The sequence below is a fragment of the Bacteroides sp. OM08-11 genome (assembly GCF_003438665.1).
GTDB classification, from domain to species: Bacteria; Bacteroidota; Bacteroidia; order Bacteroidales; family Bacteroidaceae; genus Bacteroides; species Bacteroides cutis.
Map to the genome: position 1 here is coordinate 443,953 of NZ_QSTJ01000003.1, position 15,339 is coordinate 459,291.

A 15,339-nucleotide genomic window follows, 5' to 3' on the forward strand; every position below is an offset into this window, starting at 1 on the left:
TGAATAGATTAATGGCAGATGGCAGAACAGAATTATTGGGGGCATTCTGTTCTGCCGCATATTCATAAGTCCGTTTTACGAGTGCGGAAGCGATACTCCGGCCTTCAACGGAAGGAGGAACGATTATCTCACCAATCCATTTTTATAAAAGTCATAAGTCGCATGGATTTTTTCTGGTGTGTCAGCTTTCAACAACAAAAGTAGTTCGCGACAGAATTCCAGCTGCCCTGTTCCGTTGGCGGTAACTATATTTTTATCACTGGCAGCTTGTTTCTCTTCATAACCGGCTTCATTGGTGTAGTTCTCTCCACCCCAGAGCTTTAATTGCTGAACAGTGTTTCCTGTATGTCTTACTTCGTTGAGAAAACCATGTTTGGCCATGAAAGAAACCCCATTACAGATGGCTCCAACAATTTTCCCATGTTTCAGGGCGTCTTCCACTAATGGAACTGCTTGTTCCGCTTCGGGCGAATTCCATTGCATACCACCTATTAATATCAGTGCCGCATAATTTGTCGGCATCGTTTGAAAACTGTAATCGGGCAGGGTACGAAAACCACCGATGGAACATACCGGCTCTAATGTGGGGGCAACGACTTTAGTTATATATTTCACTTCGCTATCCGGCATCACTCCTGCATTCAGAGTGCTGGCAAGGTAGGCGCCTTCCCAATCGGCATATTCGTTTAAGAGTAAAAATAATACTTCTTTTTTCATTTGTCTTTTATTATTTAAGTGGTTTTCTTTGAGACCTACAAAAATACATTATTTCTACAGTATACACCAATGAAATTGAATTTTATTACCCTACAGGGATATAAATCTCTGTCTTTCTATTCGCTTTTTCACGATACAAAAATAGGGGGAAAAGGAACGGGGGACTTGTTCGATGTTACTATAAATTCGATATCTTTGCATTTTAAATAAAAACGTAATTTTTCCAGATGACCGAAGAAACGAAATTGCGCCTTCTGGCATGGGCGAAGCAGTTCCACTGTATTGATTTCATACAAGGAGATCCGATACAGTTTCCACATCGATATACAAAGAAACAAGATATTGAGATTAGCGGTTTGCTTACTGCCATCATGAGTTTTGGTAATCGTAAACAGATTTTGAAGAAAGCGGAGGAACTGCATGACTTGATGGGGACTTCGCCTTATCAATATGTATTGTCTTGCCGTTGGAAAGAAGATTTTCTGCCGACCGACCGAAGCAGTTTTTACCGTATGCTTTCCCATGCCGACTTTTACACCTATTTTGCTCGTTTACATGATGCTTATTCCCGTTTCGACTATATGGAAGATGCTTTGCTGAATTACTCCGGTACGCCTATGGAGAAACTATGTGGTTTTCTGGAAGTTTCCGCCAAAAGTCCGCAAAAGAAGCTCAACATGTTCCTGCGGTGGATGATACGTCAGAATTCCGTAGTCGATTTCGGACTTTGGAAGAAGTTCGACTGCCGGGAGTTGGTAATTCCTTTGGATACCCATGTATGCCGGGTGGCCTATCTGTTGGGGCTTACCGATACGGAAACGTATTCTTTGAAGAATGCGCGGAACATAACTTCCGCTTTGGCAGAAATTTTTCCGGATGATCCTTGTCTGGGAGATTTCGCGTTGTTTGGCAGCGGGATAAACGGGATAGGGTATGATGCGACAAATGTACGAATAATCTTGAAGAGTATATAGTTTTGTGAGTAAAAAAGGAAGTCCTATGATTGATCTGCCATTTGAGTTGCCATAGAACTTCCTTGTATCGGTTATACTTTCAATGCGGCAATTACTTTCGGCATCATTGTCCATATATGGTTTTCTTCCTGTGCCGTGTAGAAGTTTCCGTCAATTTCCGAAGAGTTGTCGGTTGCTTCTCCATTCTGTATAGCCGGTTTTGCCAGCGGGTGAACGGCTACTTTCTTACCTTTGGTAATACCTGTAAAATCAAATATCATGGCGGCAGCGCAATGCCCGATCATGATTTTACCTTTCTTGCCGAATGTCTTGATGATTTCCAACATTGTAAGGTTATATGGTTTGTTGGCATTTTGTTGAAATACGGGGACAGCGTCGCCGCAAGAGAACACAAGTGCATCATATTCATCTTCATGTCCTTTCAGGTTTGCCACTACATCATCGGCTATTAGGGTAATGCCGGAGTTTGTTTTGATTTCCTTATCATCTGCTACTGCAAAAACTCTATAAGAAATACCATTCTCAAAAAACGCTTCCAGATACTGGAATAAACCAAATCCGTTGACAGGATTTACTGCTAATACTGCAACTTTTTTTGCCATAATCTTTATTATTAAGTGAAACAATAGTTATTTTCAGTAAGTTTATTACTTTTGTGGTGCAAAGTTATTGATCAGATTGTGTAATAACAATAACGCACTTGAATGTTAGATACTTACAACAATGTAACCATTGTTGAAGTTCAGTAAATTAGTAAAAGTTAAAAAATGGAAAACTTTCATCATGCGGATGCTTGTCCCATAAGGGATGTTCTGAGTAGGTTGGGTGATAAGTGGACAATGCTTATCATGGTTACCCTAAAAACAAATGGTACGATGCGTTTCTGTGATATTCAGAAAACAATCGGTGACATTTCACAACGTATGCTTACGGTCACGCTCCGTTCTTTGGAGACGGATGGGCTTATTGCCAGGAGAGTCTATGCTGAAGTCCCCCCACGTGTGGAATATACTCTTACTGAGACAGGATATAGCCTGATGCCTCATATTGAATCTTTAGTGGGTTGGGCATTGGAACATATGACGGATATATTGGAACGCAGGAGTATACAAAAGAATTGAAGCTATGAGTAAATTCTTATATATAATAGGTATTTGTCTGTTGACATTTATTTCGCCATTGCGAGCTCAGGAAGTTGCCATTCTGAAAGTGGCTCTTGTTCAACCTCATTTTCAGTGGGGTAACGTAAAGGCAAACTTATTAGAGTGGTGCGGAATGTCAAATTATTAAACTTAAAACAATATGGGTAACGAAAATACATCGATACATGAGTTCGACTTTGATTTGATCTGTGAATATTTTTCGACTGTGGAACGTCAAGGTCCGGGCAGTCCCGAAGTGACGCTGAAGGCACTGAGCTTTATAGACGGCCTTACAGATACAGCGCGTATTGCTGACATGGGCTGTGGTACCGGTGGGCAGACAATGGTTCTGGCGGAAAATGCCCCGGGACAAATCACAGGACTTGATTTGTTTCCTGAGTTCATCCGTCTTTTTAACCGTAATGCCGGGCAACGCAATCTGCAAGGTAGAGTGAGGGGCGTGGTCGGTTCTATGGATCAGCTTCCGTTTCAGGAAGGGGAACTGGATCTTATCTGGTCTGAAGGGGCAATCTACAACATCGGGTTTGAACGCGGACTGAATGAATGGAGGAAGTTTTTGAAGAAGGGCGGTTATGTTGCGGTTACGGAGGTGTCGTGGTTCACCGATGAGCGTCCTGCCGAAATCAATGACTTCTGGATGGATGCGTATCCTGAGATCAATACCATTCCGAATAAAGTGGCGCAAATGCAAAAGGCAGGTTACCTCCCCGTCTCCACATTCATTTTGCCGGAGAACTGCTGGACGGAACATTTCTATCAACCGCAAGTGGAGGTGCAGGAACTGTTTTTGAAGAAGTATGCCGGGAATAAGACGGCAGAGGATTTTATTGCCAATCAACGGCACGAAATGCACTTATATAATAAGTATAAGGACTTTTACGGCTATGTGTTCTACATAGGGAAGAGATAGTCAATGCCGAAAAGATAGCCGGGAATATGTATTATGATGTAATCATAGCTGAAGGTATTTAGTAAAGTGTCCAAAGAAAAAATCCCTGAACTTCAATGAAATTCAGGGATTACATTATTTCTTTCAAGTGGTGTCACCAGGAATCGAACCGGGGACACAAGGATTTTCAGTCCTTTGCTCTACCAACTGAGCTATGACACCATTTCTATCTCTTTTGCGGTTGCAAAGGTAGTGAAAGTTTTGGACTGTGCAATAGCTTTTGAAATAAAAAACGCTGATAAATGGCTATGTAGCTAAATATCAGCGTTTATGTTTTTAGAAAAAATACTGAAAAAGTCTATTTGTCTTTGTTTTTTCAGTTTCTGCAGATGTAAAAAACAGACAGAGGTTGAAACTTTATCTGCTTTTTTCGGTATTCTTTTCAGACTTATCCGTTTTAGCGACCGGGTCTGTTCATGAGTCCTGTCCGGTTTCCTCGGATTTCTCTCCGGTAGCGGATTCTTCCTGTAACGGGTTCCAGCCTTGCGCTTTCAGTTCAAATTCCTGCCCGTCGCGGGTAATCAGGGCACAGCCCAGTTCCGGTTTGGTGATATGACCTATCAGCTTGACACCTTCCATTTCGGATACCTTCTCATGGTCGGCAATGGGGACGGTGAACAGAAGTTCGTAATCCTCGCCACCGTTGAGGGCACAAGTTGTCAGGTTCATGTTGAATTCCTCTGCCATGACAGCCGTTTGGTAGTCGATGGGGATATGCTCCTCGTAGACACGGCAGCCTACCTTGCTTTGCTTGCAGATGTGCAGTAGTTCAGAAGAAAGGCCATCCGATACATCCATCATGGAAGTAGGCTGAATGCCCTCCTCTGCAAGTTTCTGGATTATGTCACGACGGGCTTCCGGTTTCAGTTGACGTTCCAGGAGATATTCTTTTCCGGCAAAGTCGGGTTGCAGGTCTTTGTCGCCACCTTTGAGGACGGCCTTTTCACGTTCCAGGAGTTGCAGCCCCATGTAGGCAGCACCCAAATCACCGGACACGCAGATAAGGTCAGTCTCTTTGGCACCGTTGCGATACACTACCTTGCCTTTTTCAGCCTCTCCGATGCAAGTGATGCTGAGGGTAAGTCCCGTATAAGACGAAGAAGTGTCTCCGCCCACAATATCCACTCCGTACTCCTCGCACGCCAACCGGATACCGGCATACAGTTCGTCCATGTCCTCTACGCTGAAACGTTTGGATAACCCCAACGAAACGGTGATTTGCCGGGGAGTTCCGTTCATGGCATAGATGTCGGAGAAGTTGACTACCGCCGACTTGTAACCCAAGTGCTTGAGGGGTACATACGTCAGGTCGAAGTGTACACCTTCCAACAGCAGGTCGGTGGTGACAAGCACCTCTTTGTCCGCAGGATAGGAGAGGACGGCGGCATCATCGCCGACGCCGTATTGGCTGGATTTATTCTTTAGTTCGATACCTTCGGTGAGGTGGCGGATAAGGCCGAACTCACCGAGGGTTGCTATTTCTGTTCTCATTCTTTACGCTCTATTAATCAACTCCCTCATAATCTCCGTCATTCTCGGCTGAGCCGCATCCGCGGCTTTCTGTACCTCTTCGTGGGAGACTTCCACAATCTTGCCTTCCACGCCGAGGTCGGTGATGACAGATACACCAAACACTTTAATTCCGCAATGGTTCGCGACAATCACTTCGGGAACGGTAGACATGCCCACTGCATCGGCTCCCAGAATGCGGAACATCTTGTATTCCGCCGGAGTCTCAAACGTAGGGCCTTGCGTACCTATATATATGCCATGCTGCACCTTGATACCCTTTTCCGCGGCAATCTCGTCAGCTTTGCGGATCAGTTCCTTGTCATACGCCTCGCTCATGTCCGGGAAACGCGGCCCGTAAGGAATGTTCTTGCCACGTAGCGGATGTTCCGGGAAGTAGTTGATGTGGTCGGTGATAATTATCAAGTCTCCGATCTCAAAAGCCGGGTTCGTGCCGCCACTGGCATTGGAAACGAACAGCGTCTTGATGCCCAACTCGCGCATCACACGTACCGGGAATGTAACTTCCTTCATGGAATATCCCTCGTAGTAGTGGAAGCGTCCCTGCATCGCCATGATGTCCTTGTTGCCCAGCTTGCCGAAAATCAGCTTGCCGCTGTGTCCCTCTACGGTAGATACGGGGAAGTTCGGGATATCTTCATACTTTATTTCATACTTCTCGGTGATTTCTCCGGCAAGGCTGCCAAGTCCGGTTCCGAGGATAATTGCTGTCTCGGGTTGCGTGTGCATCTTACTTTTCAGGTAAGCTGCTGTTTCTTGAATCTTTTCTAACATAGCCAATAATGTTTTGGTTAAATATATGTTGTTGATTTTGTAAAAACTCAATCTCGATGGGAAGCACGTAAATATACGGTTTCAGCGCTTCGCTCAGGGCAGGGTGATGCAACAGCCGTGCCGCGTCCTTTTCGGTCGTGATAATCAGCCGCTTCTTCTCGTCCCACTGCAAGAACTGTTCCTCAACCATCTGCAAGTCTTTCGGGCTGAAATCGTGGTGGTCGTCGAATGCCAGCAGTGTGACGTGCGGAGTATGCGACTTCACCTCTTGTACCAACGGCGCAGGCGATGCGATACCCGTTACCAGCAATACCTGCTCGTCTCTTGAAAGAGAAGAAAATCCTTCCCGGCGGTTATCCGTCTTTTCCGGGAATAACGGTGTCAATGTTCCGTAACGGAAACGCGAGAAATACAGCTGTTGATACGGAAACAGACGCAAGCGTTTGGCGATGATGTTGAAATCTATCGGCTTGATGGTTTCCGGGCATTTGGTTACGATGACGATTTGTGCCCGGTTCTTCCCGCTTGCCGGTTCGCGCAGCCTTCCTGCAGGGAGCAGGGCATCTTCGCACAGCAACCGGTGGTAATCGGTCAGCAGGATATTCAGCCCCGCTTTCACATAGCGGTGTTGAAAAGCATCATCCAGCAAAACTACGTCTACGGGCGGATCATCCAGTTTCAGTAACTGCCCGATGCCGTGGCAACGGTCCTCGTCCACCGCTACCCGTATTCCGGGAAATTTGTTCTTGATTTGATACGGCTCATCGCCTATTTCCCGCACGTTGCTGTCACCGGCAGCCAGTACATACCCTTTGCTTTTCCGCTTGTAACCCCGGCTCAACGTGGCTACGTGCAGTTTCTCCCGAAGCAGTAACTTTATCAGATACTCCGTATGCGGTGTCTTGCCCGTTCCTCCCACAGCGAGGTTTCCCACACATATCACAGGAACGTCAAAACTCTTTGACCGGAGCCAGCCCCAATCAAAGAGTTTGTTTCGCAAGCATACCCCCAACCCGTAGAGCCACGAGAGGGGGTATAACTCATAGTGTATTTTGATAAAGTTGTCCTCCATTTAAACAGACCCTTGATTCTTAGCCGTCATAATAAAAATTAGAACACAAATTACACGAATTACGCAAGCAATATGAATTTTGTACTATTGATGAATAACGCTTATCCGATGTTTGTTTGCGTAATTTACCTTTCTTTTATTGGATATTCAGTTCAAACGGTATACGTGCCTGTATCCGGTCTGCTTTGTCAAAGTTCTCCAAAGCACCGAATTGCTGGTATATCTCACCCATTGTGCCTTTCAGCATGCGAGCTTTGATATAGTTCCCCGGATTTGTATTCATCAGGCTTTCAAAGAAGCTTTCCTTCTTCGGATAGTTCATAACGGTATAGGCATCTACTTTTGCCTTTGCAACAGCAATCTCCAATGCCTTGTCCAAACCGCCCAGCTCATCCACCAGTCCCAACTCTTTTGCTGTGCTGCCTGTCCAGACACGACCTTGTGCAATCTTATCCAGTTCTTCCTTGCTGATACCGCGGCCATCGGAACAACGAGTCAGGAAGAGGTCATATCCCCGGTTTACATACATTTGCACCAAACCTTTTTCACCGTCGTTCATCGGACGTGCCAGCATGCCGAAGTCAGCATATTGGTTAGTCTTCACTACATCGAAGCTCACACCGATTTTGTCGGCCAACCCTTTGGCATTGGGGAACATGCCGAAGATGCCGATAGAGCCGGTCAGTGTGGTGGGATCGGCGACAATCGTATCCGCATTACAGGAAATGTAGTAACCGCCCGATGCGGCATAGTCACCCATAGACACGATTACCGGTTTCTCTTTCTTTAATTCGCTTATCGCATACCAGATTTGTTCCGAACCGTAGGCGCTGCCACCCGGAGAATTCACGCGCAGTACCACGGCTTTCACATCTTCGTCCTCTTGTAACTTGCGCAAGTCTCTGATTACCTTTTTAGAATTGATACCTTCTTCACTGGTAGCCGAAGAACTGCCACCGTCAATTTCTCCGTAAGCATAATATACGGCAATCACGTTTCCGCTCTTGTCCTTGGGAACGTTCTTCTTCACGTTCACCATATCCTTCAATCCCAGTACAGGCATACGGTCGTCCTTGTCGACACCTACCATTGTTTTCAGATAGTTGCGTACATCATTCTTATACATTAAGGTATCAACCAATCCATATTGCACACTCTCCTCTGCGGGATAGAAAGCCAGCATACGGTCTGCAACAGCATTCAGTGAGTCGGCAGACATTTTACGGGAAGCGGCTACATCACTGGTCAACTGTCCCCAGATAGAAGAAAGATACACATTGACCTGTTCGCGATTGGCAGGGCTCATTTCTGTAGCAATAAACGGTTCTACGGCAGATTTGTATGTACCCACCTTGAATACTTGCATCTCTACACCGATTTTAGCCAATAAATCTTTGAGGAACATCGGAGTAGATGCCAAACCTTTCCATTCGACCATACCTTGTGGATTTAGCAATACTTTGTCTGCCACGCTTGCCAGATAGTAAAGTCCCTGCGAATAATTATCACCGTATGCCACGATGAACTTGCCGGACTCCTTGAAATCTTTCAATGCGTTGCGGATTTCTTCCAGTGAGGCAAATCCTGTGCCCAGCCAGCTTGCTTGTATATAAATACCTTTGATATCTTCATTCTCTTTTGCCTTCTTGATGGAAGAAAGGATGTCGTCCAGTCCGTAAGTGGTGTTTTCTTCACCCAAGAGGAAATCAAACGGGTTCTCCTGGCTGCGTTCAACCAGAGCACCGTTCAGTTCCAACATCATAATGGAGTTCTTGCGGACTTGTGTTTCCGACTCTGAGGAAGACGCTATACCAAAGAACACCAGAATGCTGATGAAGAACAGCACGACGCCCGATACAATGATACCCGTTACGGTGGCAAGCGTAAATTTCAGAAAATCTTTCATTGTCTTATTGTTTTTAGTTGCTAACTTTTTTAAGCTAACAAAGATAAATAATTAGGTTGACATTTATCCTATTTGTCGCAAGATTTTTCGGTTTGTCACACAGTCATTCATTAAAAATGTACATCTCTCCCTCTATCTTCTTCTTTTCTGACAATCTCAACTCTCCGTATATATAGTACGCACGTATATGCGTGCATGTGCGCGTATTCTCTTTTCTTTTTTATCTGAAAAATCCCCGTTATTTTAAGAGGGGGTATACCCTCCTCTGACATATGGGGATTTTTGAATTATTGCAGACAGTATTTTCCCTTTTTTTCTCCGTCTGCTAATTAATGTTTAATTTCGCGTTCCCATATTAATTAATTGGCTTTAATGTTAAACGAAATTGTAAAAAAAGTATGGAAACTACTATTTTAAAAAAGTGGATGTCTTAGAAAGCCGCCGTTGGCAGCTTGTCTCCAAAGACAGTAATCTTGACCTGGCCGAAATTGCCGGAAGTATCGAACTGCTCACTGCCGATAAGGTGCACATTGACAAGGGCAAACCGCTCTTGCTGGAAGCCATCGTCCGGCAAATCCATTACCATCAGGAGCATCCCCGCGAAGACATCAACATCAAGCATGAGGTGCGCCAATGGGCACGTATCCTCACCGCCTGCTGCTTCGTGGAGAAAAGCCGCGACTGCAGCACCGCCATGAAAGAGAAAGCCCTTGAGACAGAACTTTATAACCTGCTCTCGCGGTTGTTTCCCAAAACCCGATAGAACAATATACCGACCGGTATTGCCCGGTAACCGGCATTAGTGTTTTGATAGCCTTTTCCCCCCGGAAAGGGCTATTTTCGTATGCGGAAGCAAGTCCCCACCTTTGTGCCCGCCAATAAGGCAGATTAAAACATTGATAGGATGATAGACATTTCCATTACCGCTTACCGCGGCTTCTCCGCCGTTGCAGGCGAAACCAACCTAAGTACTTTACTCTCTAATATCCGTGGCGGCACTTACTTCCCTGCAGTGCATAAGGTGGAGGAGCAGTTGCGGCTGGGCGACCTCGCCAAAGCCAACGCCATCAAGAAGCAGTTGCCTTTCTTCACGCTGACGGGTAATTACCACACGGTGCGCCAGTCCCACTCGCTGATACGTTACAACCCCGTGATCACCATCGACGTGGACGACTTGGAGGACGGCCGGATAGAGGGTGTGCGTCAAGCCCTCGCGTCTGATCCCGACGTGCTGGCTTTCTTCCTCACCCCGAAGCGCCACGGCTTTAAAATCTTCCTGTACCTGCGCACGGAGTACGCCCGCCGCCTGCGCCAGACTGCTTTCTCTGTTCCCGTCATCACTTATTCCGAACTGGAGAAACACCATTCGTTGATGTACGAGGCTGCCCGTCTGCACATAGAGCAGGTAACGGGTGTAGAGGTTGATGTCAGCGGCAAGGACATCGGGCGTGGCTTCTTCGCTTCTTTCGATGTGCAGGCATACTTCAATACGGAACTGCTGGGAGAGATAGAAGAAATAGGGACGAAGGTGGTAAGTGAGAAGGAGGTAAGTGAAAAGCCCTTCAACCCCACCCTGCCACTTGAAACTTCTCCCTGGCACGCGTTGGAATATAAGAAAGCTCTTTCCACCACCCGCCGTTCGGAGAAGTTCCGGGAGGGCAACCGTGACAACTTCCTCTTTGTGCTGGGTAACCGTTGTTTCCGTAAGGATATCCCCGAAGAGGTTGCCATAGCATTTGCCGTACGCGACTTTCAACAGGATGACCTGGATGTGGCAAGCGCCATCCGTAACGCTTACCGTTACGTCAGCAAGACACAGGCTGCCGTGAAAGCCAAAGAGGAGAAAGTGCCTGTTGTCAGCCGTATCATGGATTTCCTTTCCTGCCGTTACCGCTTCCGCCGGAATGTGATACTGGACAGGCTGGAGTTTGCGGAAATTACTCAGGGAGGTGACACGGAGGTAGCTGCCGAAAGACCTTCCCCCCTCTTCCGCCCCCTGCGCGCCAAAGACCTGAACTCCATCTACGTCAACCTGCTTACGGACGGTGTCAACTGTTCGCTCAATACCTTGAAAGCCATTGTCGATTCCGATTACGCCTCCTGCTTCAATCCTTTCGAGGATTACCTGCTGAACCTCCCCGCCTGGGACGGTACGAGGGATTACATCGGCGAGCTTGCCGACACCGTCCTTACCGAAGACCGGGAGTTCTGGCGCGAGAGCTTCCGCCGCTGGCTGGTGGGGTCGGTGGCTTGCGCCTTGAGGGAGAAGAAAGTGAACCAGCTGGTCTTGATACTCTTTGGCGGACAGGGCAAGGGCAAAAGCACCTGGATAAGCCGCCTGTTGCCTCCCTTGTGGAACGAATACTACCATACGGGCATGATTAACCCCGACAACAAGGACGACATGCTGCTGCTCTCCACGCGTTATCTCATCAATATGGAGGAGTTCCAGGGCGTAAAGGCCGGTGACCTTGCGGGGTTGAAACGTATCATCACCCAAGACAGCATCATCCAGCGTAAGGTATACGACACACAGGCTTTCTGCTTTATCCGCCATGCCTCCTTCATCGCCAGTACCAACAAGCGGCGTTGCTTGCAGGACATCGACGGTAACCGGCGTTTCCTGCCCTCATCGGTGCTGTCGGTGGATTACCGTAAACCGGTGGATTACTGCGGCGTCTACTCGCAGGCGATGGCTCTGTTGGACAGCGGTTACCGTTACTGGTACGAGGGCGACGAGATAGACGGGCTTAACCTGCATAACGAGCTTCACCGTTTGAAGGACCCTGTGGAGGAGAACCTTTTCGTCTTCTTCCGCCGTGCCCTGGCAGGGGATACGAACGTGAAGTGGATGCCTGCTTCGGCCATCCTTACCCATCTTACCATCTTCGGTAAGGTTCAGGTGAACCGCCAGACGCAGCAGGAGCTTGTGCAGGCTTTGGAGAAGTACGGCTTCGCTACGAGGGTGAATGCACAGGGCGGTACGGAATATGAGGTGGTGGAGTTTCAGGCGGAGGAGGTGGAGAGGAGGTTTAAAGAGTGATAGGGGGGAAGATGGTGAGATGATAAGTATCTGCCATTGTGTTTTGACAGGTATGGAAATAGGTTTTGCCTATATAGTAAATCCCGTATGATGTATATCAAACGGGATTTGCTATATAGGGATAATTGAAAGATTATTCTTTTCCGTAAGGAGCTACGTCTTCACAAACTCCGATAGGGTAATTTCTTAAAATGTCAGGGTCACGATGCGTATGCCAAAACAAATGAATCCTTATAATATCACCTTTAACAGAGTATATTATTTTGTAGGGTTTCACTAAAAGAAATCTGTATTCATGTTCTTCATCAGTAAGTTCCCACTCAATACTTCCAATGAGAGGATTGTCTTTCAACATACTGATCTTTTTTCTAATTCCTTCCTTGAATCTTAAAGCAGTAAGAATACCGAACTTCTTTTTTCCGTATTAAAAGATTTCGCCAATTTGACGTTGAGCTTCAATGTCGTACTGTATAGTCATTATTGCAACGCATTATAGAAATCTTCCATATCCTCTTCTCTAATATATTCTCCTTTTTCAAATCGTCTTTCAGAGTCTTGCAACTGCTTTTGGGCTTCTTTTATGCTCATACGGCAAGGGTTCTCATTATTTCCACTTTTTCGCATGATATCTTTTATTGTATCGAGCACATCCGGATCGTTAGTGTTCAACACTTCTCTTGCTAATTCGGCTTTGTAAGCTTCCAACTCTAAAGTGTTCATATTCAAATATATTTTTTATTTGGGGCAAAGATACATAAAAACTCGGTATATATTCCGGTATTACATATAATACGTACCAAATTGTGTATGTAAATCTAGGTATGTTATTTGATAATACAAAAGAAAGCTCGGTTTTTTTATATTATTTTCTTGATTTTAATGTTATTACGGCTCTCCCAATACTTCTGCAATCAGCCTCACCTGCCGACGTGTATATCTATGGTCTCCTTTCGCCTCTCCCGCCTGATACATGGCTTTGTACAATGCCGGATTCCGTCGTATCCAGTAGCGCATCTTCCGCATGGCGGCTACGATGGGCATATCGGGATTGTACAGGTGTGCCAGTTCTGCTTTTCCGTAAGAACGGATCATGAAAGGTTCTTCTATGCAATGATTTTCCATTTTCTTTTTTAAGTTTTTTGAGTTGATTATCCGTGTTACCTATACTTCAAAGGTACAAAAAAATGGATGGACAGGAAAGCGAAGCGTGTATTATAATTGTTTGAAATACAAGATACTATCATATATGTACATGGAGAGCAAAGTGCGACAAAACGGTGGGGTGGGAGATTGTATCTTTGTTGTACGAAACGAGAGAATTACAAATCATAAGTTCTTATTTCTTATTTCTTATTTCTTATTTCTGATTTCTGAATTTTGAATTTTGAATTTTGAATTTTTGATTTCTGAATATCTCCCTTTTCCGTGGCTGCGCAGCCCGATTTTTTTTATTTTAATTCTTAATTATCAATTAATCATGGCAGTACCATTCAAAAAAGTGGGTTACCGGAAAGACCCCAAAGACAAAGATTCCGCAGTTACCTTTCATCCCCGTCTCGTCACTATGGGACAGACGGTCACTCTTGACAGCATCGCTTATGAGATGAAAGAGAAAAGTTCATTGTCTTACGGCGACATCAAGAGTGTGTTGACTAATTTCGTGGAAACCATGCGCACGTCTCTTTACAACGGGCATTCCGTAAATATCCAGGAGTTCGGCGTATTCAGCCTTTCCGCCCGTTCTTCCGGTGTGGACGAGGTAAAGGATTGCTCGGCAAAGAACATCAGGAGCGTCAAGATCAATTTCCGTGCTTCGAGCAGTGTCAAACCCAATCTGGCTTCCACCCGTGCCGGTGATAAAATCGAGTTCCTCGACATTCAGGCAGCCTTGGACGGAGAGAACGGAAATGGCGGTAGCGGTTCGGACGGTAACCAGGGCGGTTCCGGCAGTGGTAGCGGAGAAGATCAAAACGAAAATCCGCTTGGCTAAACCCCTCGTTCCCCATTCAACTTATTTATTAACAGAGTATTCTCCGCCCCTTTTAGGGGGCGGAGGGTGCATAATATTTAATCATCATGGCAACAAAATCATCTTGGTGGGATAAACTCCTGAAAATCGTAATCGCAGTAGCTTCGGCAGTCTTGGGCGCTCTTGGCGCTAATGCTATGCCGGCTTAAAATTAAATATCAGATATTCGATCTTAAATATCAGATATTAATTATTAAAAATTAATTCCATGCGGCATGAGCGCAGCCAATTAATATTTAATACCTAATAATTAATGTTTAATCAAAATGAGATTTATCAATCTTATCGTCATCCACTGTTCCGCCACCCGTTCGGACCGTTGTTATACGGAACATGATTTGACTACAGACCACCTGCGCCGGGGTTTCTCCGGCGCAGGTTACCATTTTTATATCCGCAAGAACGGAGATATAAAGAGTTTGCGTCCGGTGGAACAAGCCGGCGCTCATGCCAGGGGCTATAATGCCCATAGTATCGGCATCTGCTACGAAGGGGGATTGGATACCCACGGCCGCTCTGCGGATACCCGTACTGATTTTCAGAAACATTCTTTGCGGGTACTTGTCATGTTGCTGTTACGGGATTATCCCGGTAGCCGTGTTTGCGGTCATCGTGACTTGAGCCCGGATGCAAACCATAACGGAGAGATAGAGCCGGAAGAATGGATTAAAGACTGTCCGTGTTTTGATGCTGCTACTATTTTGCAGGAACTGCCGCCGCCTAATCCGGCTTATTTATAAAAGCGGCACTTTTTCCGGTATTTTTCCTCGTTACTGTGAACATATGTACGCTTTCTTCGCGCGTGCATATATATAATAATGTGTTTTCTTTCCGTGTTTTTTCCTCTTCCCTTGGGAAATATGTTTTATAACATCCTTATCAGTCAGCGTATTAGCAAAAAGTTTGATTTTTTTTTAAAAAAAAGAGTTATATATATTTGCGTGTTATTATCAAATGCCCTACTTTTGCATCCGCTTTCGGGAACGAGAGCAGCGATGGTTTGACATTCTGGCAGAAGCGGTGTAAGAACCCTGTCATTTTTCTGCTCTTTGGCATTCGTTTCCATACGATTTCAGCCTTGGAAAAAGAAAATTGAAAAAAAACTTCCGGTTTTATTTGGAAGATAACAAATAAAGTTCTTACCTTTGCATCCGCTTTCTGAAAAGAATGAAAGCTTAAGAA

18 protein-coding genes and 1 tRNA gene are annotated in these 15,339 nt (G+C 45.6%); 9 read left to right on the forward strand and 10 right to left on the reverse strand.

Annotated features, from left to right (window positions below; genetic code table 11):
• Positions 1-123: 123 nt before the first annotated feature.
• Positions 124-717 (reverse strand): type 1 glutamine amidotransferase family protein, encoded by a 594-nt coding sequence (locus tag DXC10_RS08330; protein WP_101544157.1) that lies wholly within the window; start codon positions 715-717, stop codon positions 124-126.
• A gap of 227 nt (positions 718-944) precedes the next feature.
• Here DXC10_RS08330 and DXC10_RS08335 point away from each other — a divergent pair, with 227 nt between their 5' ends.
• The gene (locus tag DXC10_RS08335; RefSeq protein WP_101544159.1) at positions 945-1,691 is read left to right on the forward strand and encodes a TIGR02757 family protein; all 747 of its coding nucleotides are present in this window, start codon (positions 945-947) and stop codon (positions 1,689-1,691) included.
• Between the two features lie 71 nt (positions 1,692-1,762).
• Here DXC10_RS08335 and DXC10_RS08340 read toward each other — a convergent pair whose 3' ends face one another.
• Complete coding sequence (locus DXC10_RS08340) at positions 1,763-2,293, reverse strand: DJ-1/PfpI family protein (RefSeq protein WP_101544162.1); 531 nt, start codon at positions 2,291-2,293, stop codon at positions 1,763-1,765.
• A 165-nt stretch (positions 2,294-2,458) separates the two neighbouring features.
• Here DXC10_RS08340 and DXC10_RS08345 point away from each other — a divergent pair, with 165 nt between their 5' ends.
• Genes DXC10_RS08345 through DXC10_RS08350 form a run of 3 tightly spaced genes read left to right on the forward strand, consistent with a single transcriptional unit; the run spans position 2,459 to position 3,764 of the window.
• Positions 2,459-2,812 (forward strand): helix-turn-helix domain-containing protein, encoded by a 354-nt coding sequence (locus tag DXC10_RS08345; RefSeq protein ID WP_101544164.1) that lies wholly within the window; start codon positions 2,459-2,461, stop codon positions 2,810-2,812.
• 4 nt (positions 2,813-2,816) lie between these two features.
• Complete coding sequence (locus DXC10_RS16320) at positions 2,817-2,981, forward strand: hypothetical protein (protein WP_158557831.1); 165 nt, start codon at positions 2,817-2,819, stop codon at positions 2,979-2,981.
• 12 nt (positions 2,982-2,993) lie between these two features.
• Positions 2,994-3,764, forward strand: coding sequence for a class I SAM-dependent methyltransferase (locus DXC10_RS08350; protein WP_101544167.1), 771 nt, complete (start codon positions 2,994-2,996; stop codon positions 3,762-3,764).
• A gap of 128 nt (positions 3,765-3,892) precedes the next feature.
• Here the strand turns inward: DXC10_RS08350 and DXC10_RS08355 are convergent.
• The 5 genes from DXC10_RS08355 to sppA all read right to left on the reverse strand — a co-directional run bounded on the left by DXC10_RS08355 (position 3,893) and on the right by sppA (position 9,085).
• Positions 3,893-3,965 (reverse strand) — tRNA-Phe (locus DXC10_RS08355).
• Between the two features lie 252 nt (positions 3,966-4,217).
• Positions 4,218-5,294, reverse strand: coding sequence for a thiamine-phosphate kinase (gene thiL / locus DXC10_RS08360; RefSeq protein ID WP_117737666.1), 1,077 nt, complete (start codon positions 5,292-5,294; stop codon positions 4,218-4,220).
• 3 nt (positions 5,295-5,297) lie between these two features.
• The gene (locus tag DXC10_RS08365) at positions 5,298-6,107 is read right to left on the reverse strand and encodes a purine-nucleoside phosphorylase (protein WP_101544176.1); all 810 of its coding nucleotides are present in this window, start codon (positions 6,105-6,107) and stop codon (positions 5,298-5,300) included.
• Complete coding sequence (lpxK, locus tag DXC10_RS08370) at positions 6,064-7,179, reverse strand: tetraacyldisaccharide 4'-kinase (RefSeq protein WP_101544178.1); 1,116 nt, start codon at positions 7,177-7,179, stop codon at positions 6,064-6,066. The genes DXC10_RS08365 and lpxK overlap by 44 nt, the downstream gene beginning before the upstream one ends.
• Positions 7,180-7,315: 136 nt before the next feature.
• Positions 7,316-9,085: a signal peptide peptidase SppA gene (gene sppA, locus DXC10_RS08375; RefSeq protein ID WP_101544180.1), complete on the reverse strand. Its 1,770-nt coding sequence runs from the start codon at positions 9,083-9,085 to the stop codon at positions 7,316-7,318.
• Positions 9,086-9,506: 421 nt separating this feature from the next.
• Here sppA and DXC10_RS08380 point away from each other — a divergent pair, with 421 nt between their 5' ends.
• Together DXC10_RS08380 and DXC10_RS08385 are read left to right on the forward strand one after the other, a co-directional pair.
• Entirely contained in the window at positions 9,507-9,848 is a 342-nt protein-coding gene (locus DXC10_RS08380) for a hypothetical protein (protein ID WP_117737667.1), read from the forward strand.
• A 141-nt stretch (positions 9,849-9,989) separates the two neighbouring features.
• A complete protein-coding gene (locus DXC10_RS08385) occupies positions 9,990-12,128 on the forward strand; it encodes a VapE domain-containing protein (RefSeq protein ID WP_117737668.1) in 2,139 nt (712 codons plus the stop codon).
• Between the two features lie 133 nt (positions 12,129-12,261).
• On the opposite strand, the gene DXC10_RS16510 is transcribed toward DXC10_RS08385, so the two are convergent.
• From DXC10_RS16510 to DXC10_RS08400, 3 genes are all read right to left on the reverse strand, one after another.
• Positions 12,262-12,531, reverse strand: coding sequence for a type II toxin-antitoxin system RelE/ParE family toxin (locus DXC10_RS16510; RefSeq protein ID WP_255419792.1), 270 nt, complete (start codon positions 12,529-12,531; stop codon positions 12,262-12,264).
• A gap of 74 nt (positions 12,532-12,605) precedes the next feature.
• Positions 12,606-12,848 carry a hypothetical protein gene (locus tag DXC10_RS08395; RefSeq protein WP_101544187.1) on the reverse strand — a complete coding sequence of 81 codons (243 nt, stop codon included), beginning with the start codon at positions 12,846-12,848 and terminating at the stop codon, positions 12,606-12,608.
• 165 nt (positions 12,849-13,013) lie between these two features.
• The gene (locus DXC10_RS08400; RefSeq protein ID WP_101544189.1) at positions 13,014-13,250 is read right to left on the reverse strand and encodes a DUF4248 domain-containing protein; all 237 of its coding nucleotides are present in this window, start codon (positions 13,248-13,250) and stop codon (positions 13,014-13,016) included.
• 355 nt (positions 13,251-13,605) lie between these two features.
• Between DXC10_RS08400 and DXC10_RS08405 the strand changes: the two genes are divergently transcribed.
• The 3 genes from DXC10_RS08405 (at position 13,606) to DXC10_RS08410 (ending at position 14,897) form a co-directional block, all read left to right on the forward strand.
• Positions 13,606-14,118, forward strand: a complete 513-nt coding sequence (locus DXC10_RS08405; RefSeq protein WP_101544192.1) for an HU family DNA-binding protein — start codon at positions 13,606-13,608, stop codon at positions 14,116-14,118.
• A gap of 86 nt (positions 14,119-14,204) precedes the next feature.
• Positions 14,205-14,306 carry a smalltalk protein gene (locus DXC10_RS16325; protein WP_158557833.1) on the forward strand — a complete coding sequence of 34 codons (102 nt, stop codon included), beginning with the start codon at positions 14,205-14,207 and terminating at the stop codon, positions 14,304-14,306.
• A gap of 117 nt (positions 14,307-14,423) precedes the next feature.
• A complete protein-coding gene (locus DXC10_RS08410; RefSeq protein ID WP_117737669.1) occupies positions 14,424-14,897 on the forward strand; it encodes an N-acetylmuramoyl-L-alanine amidase in 474 nt (157 codons plus the stop codon).
• The last annotated feature ends 442 nt before the right edge of the window (positions 14,898-15,339 follow it).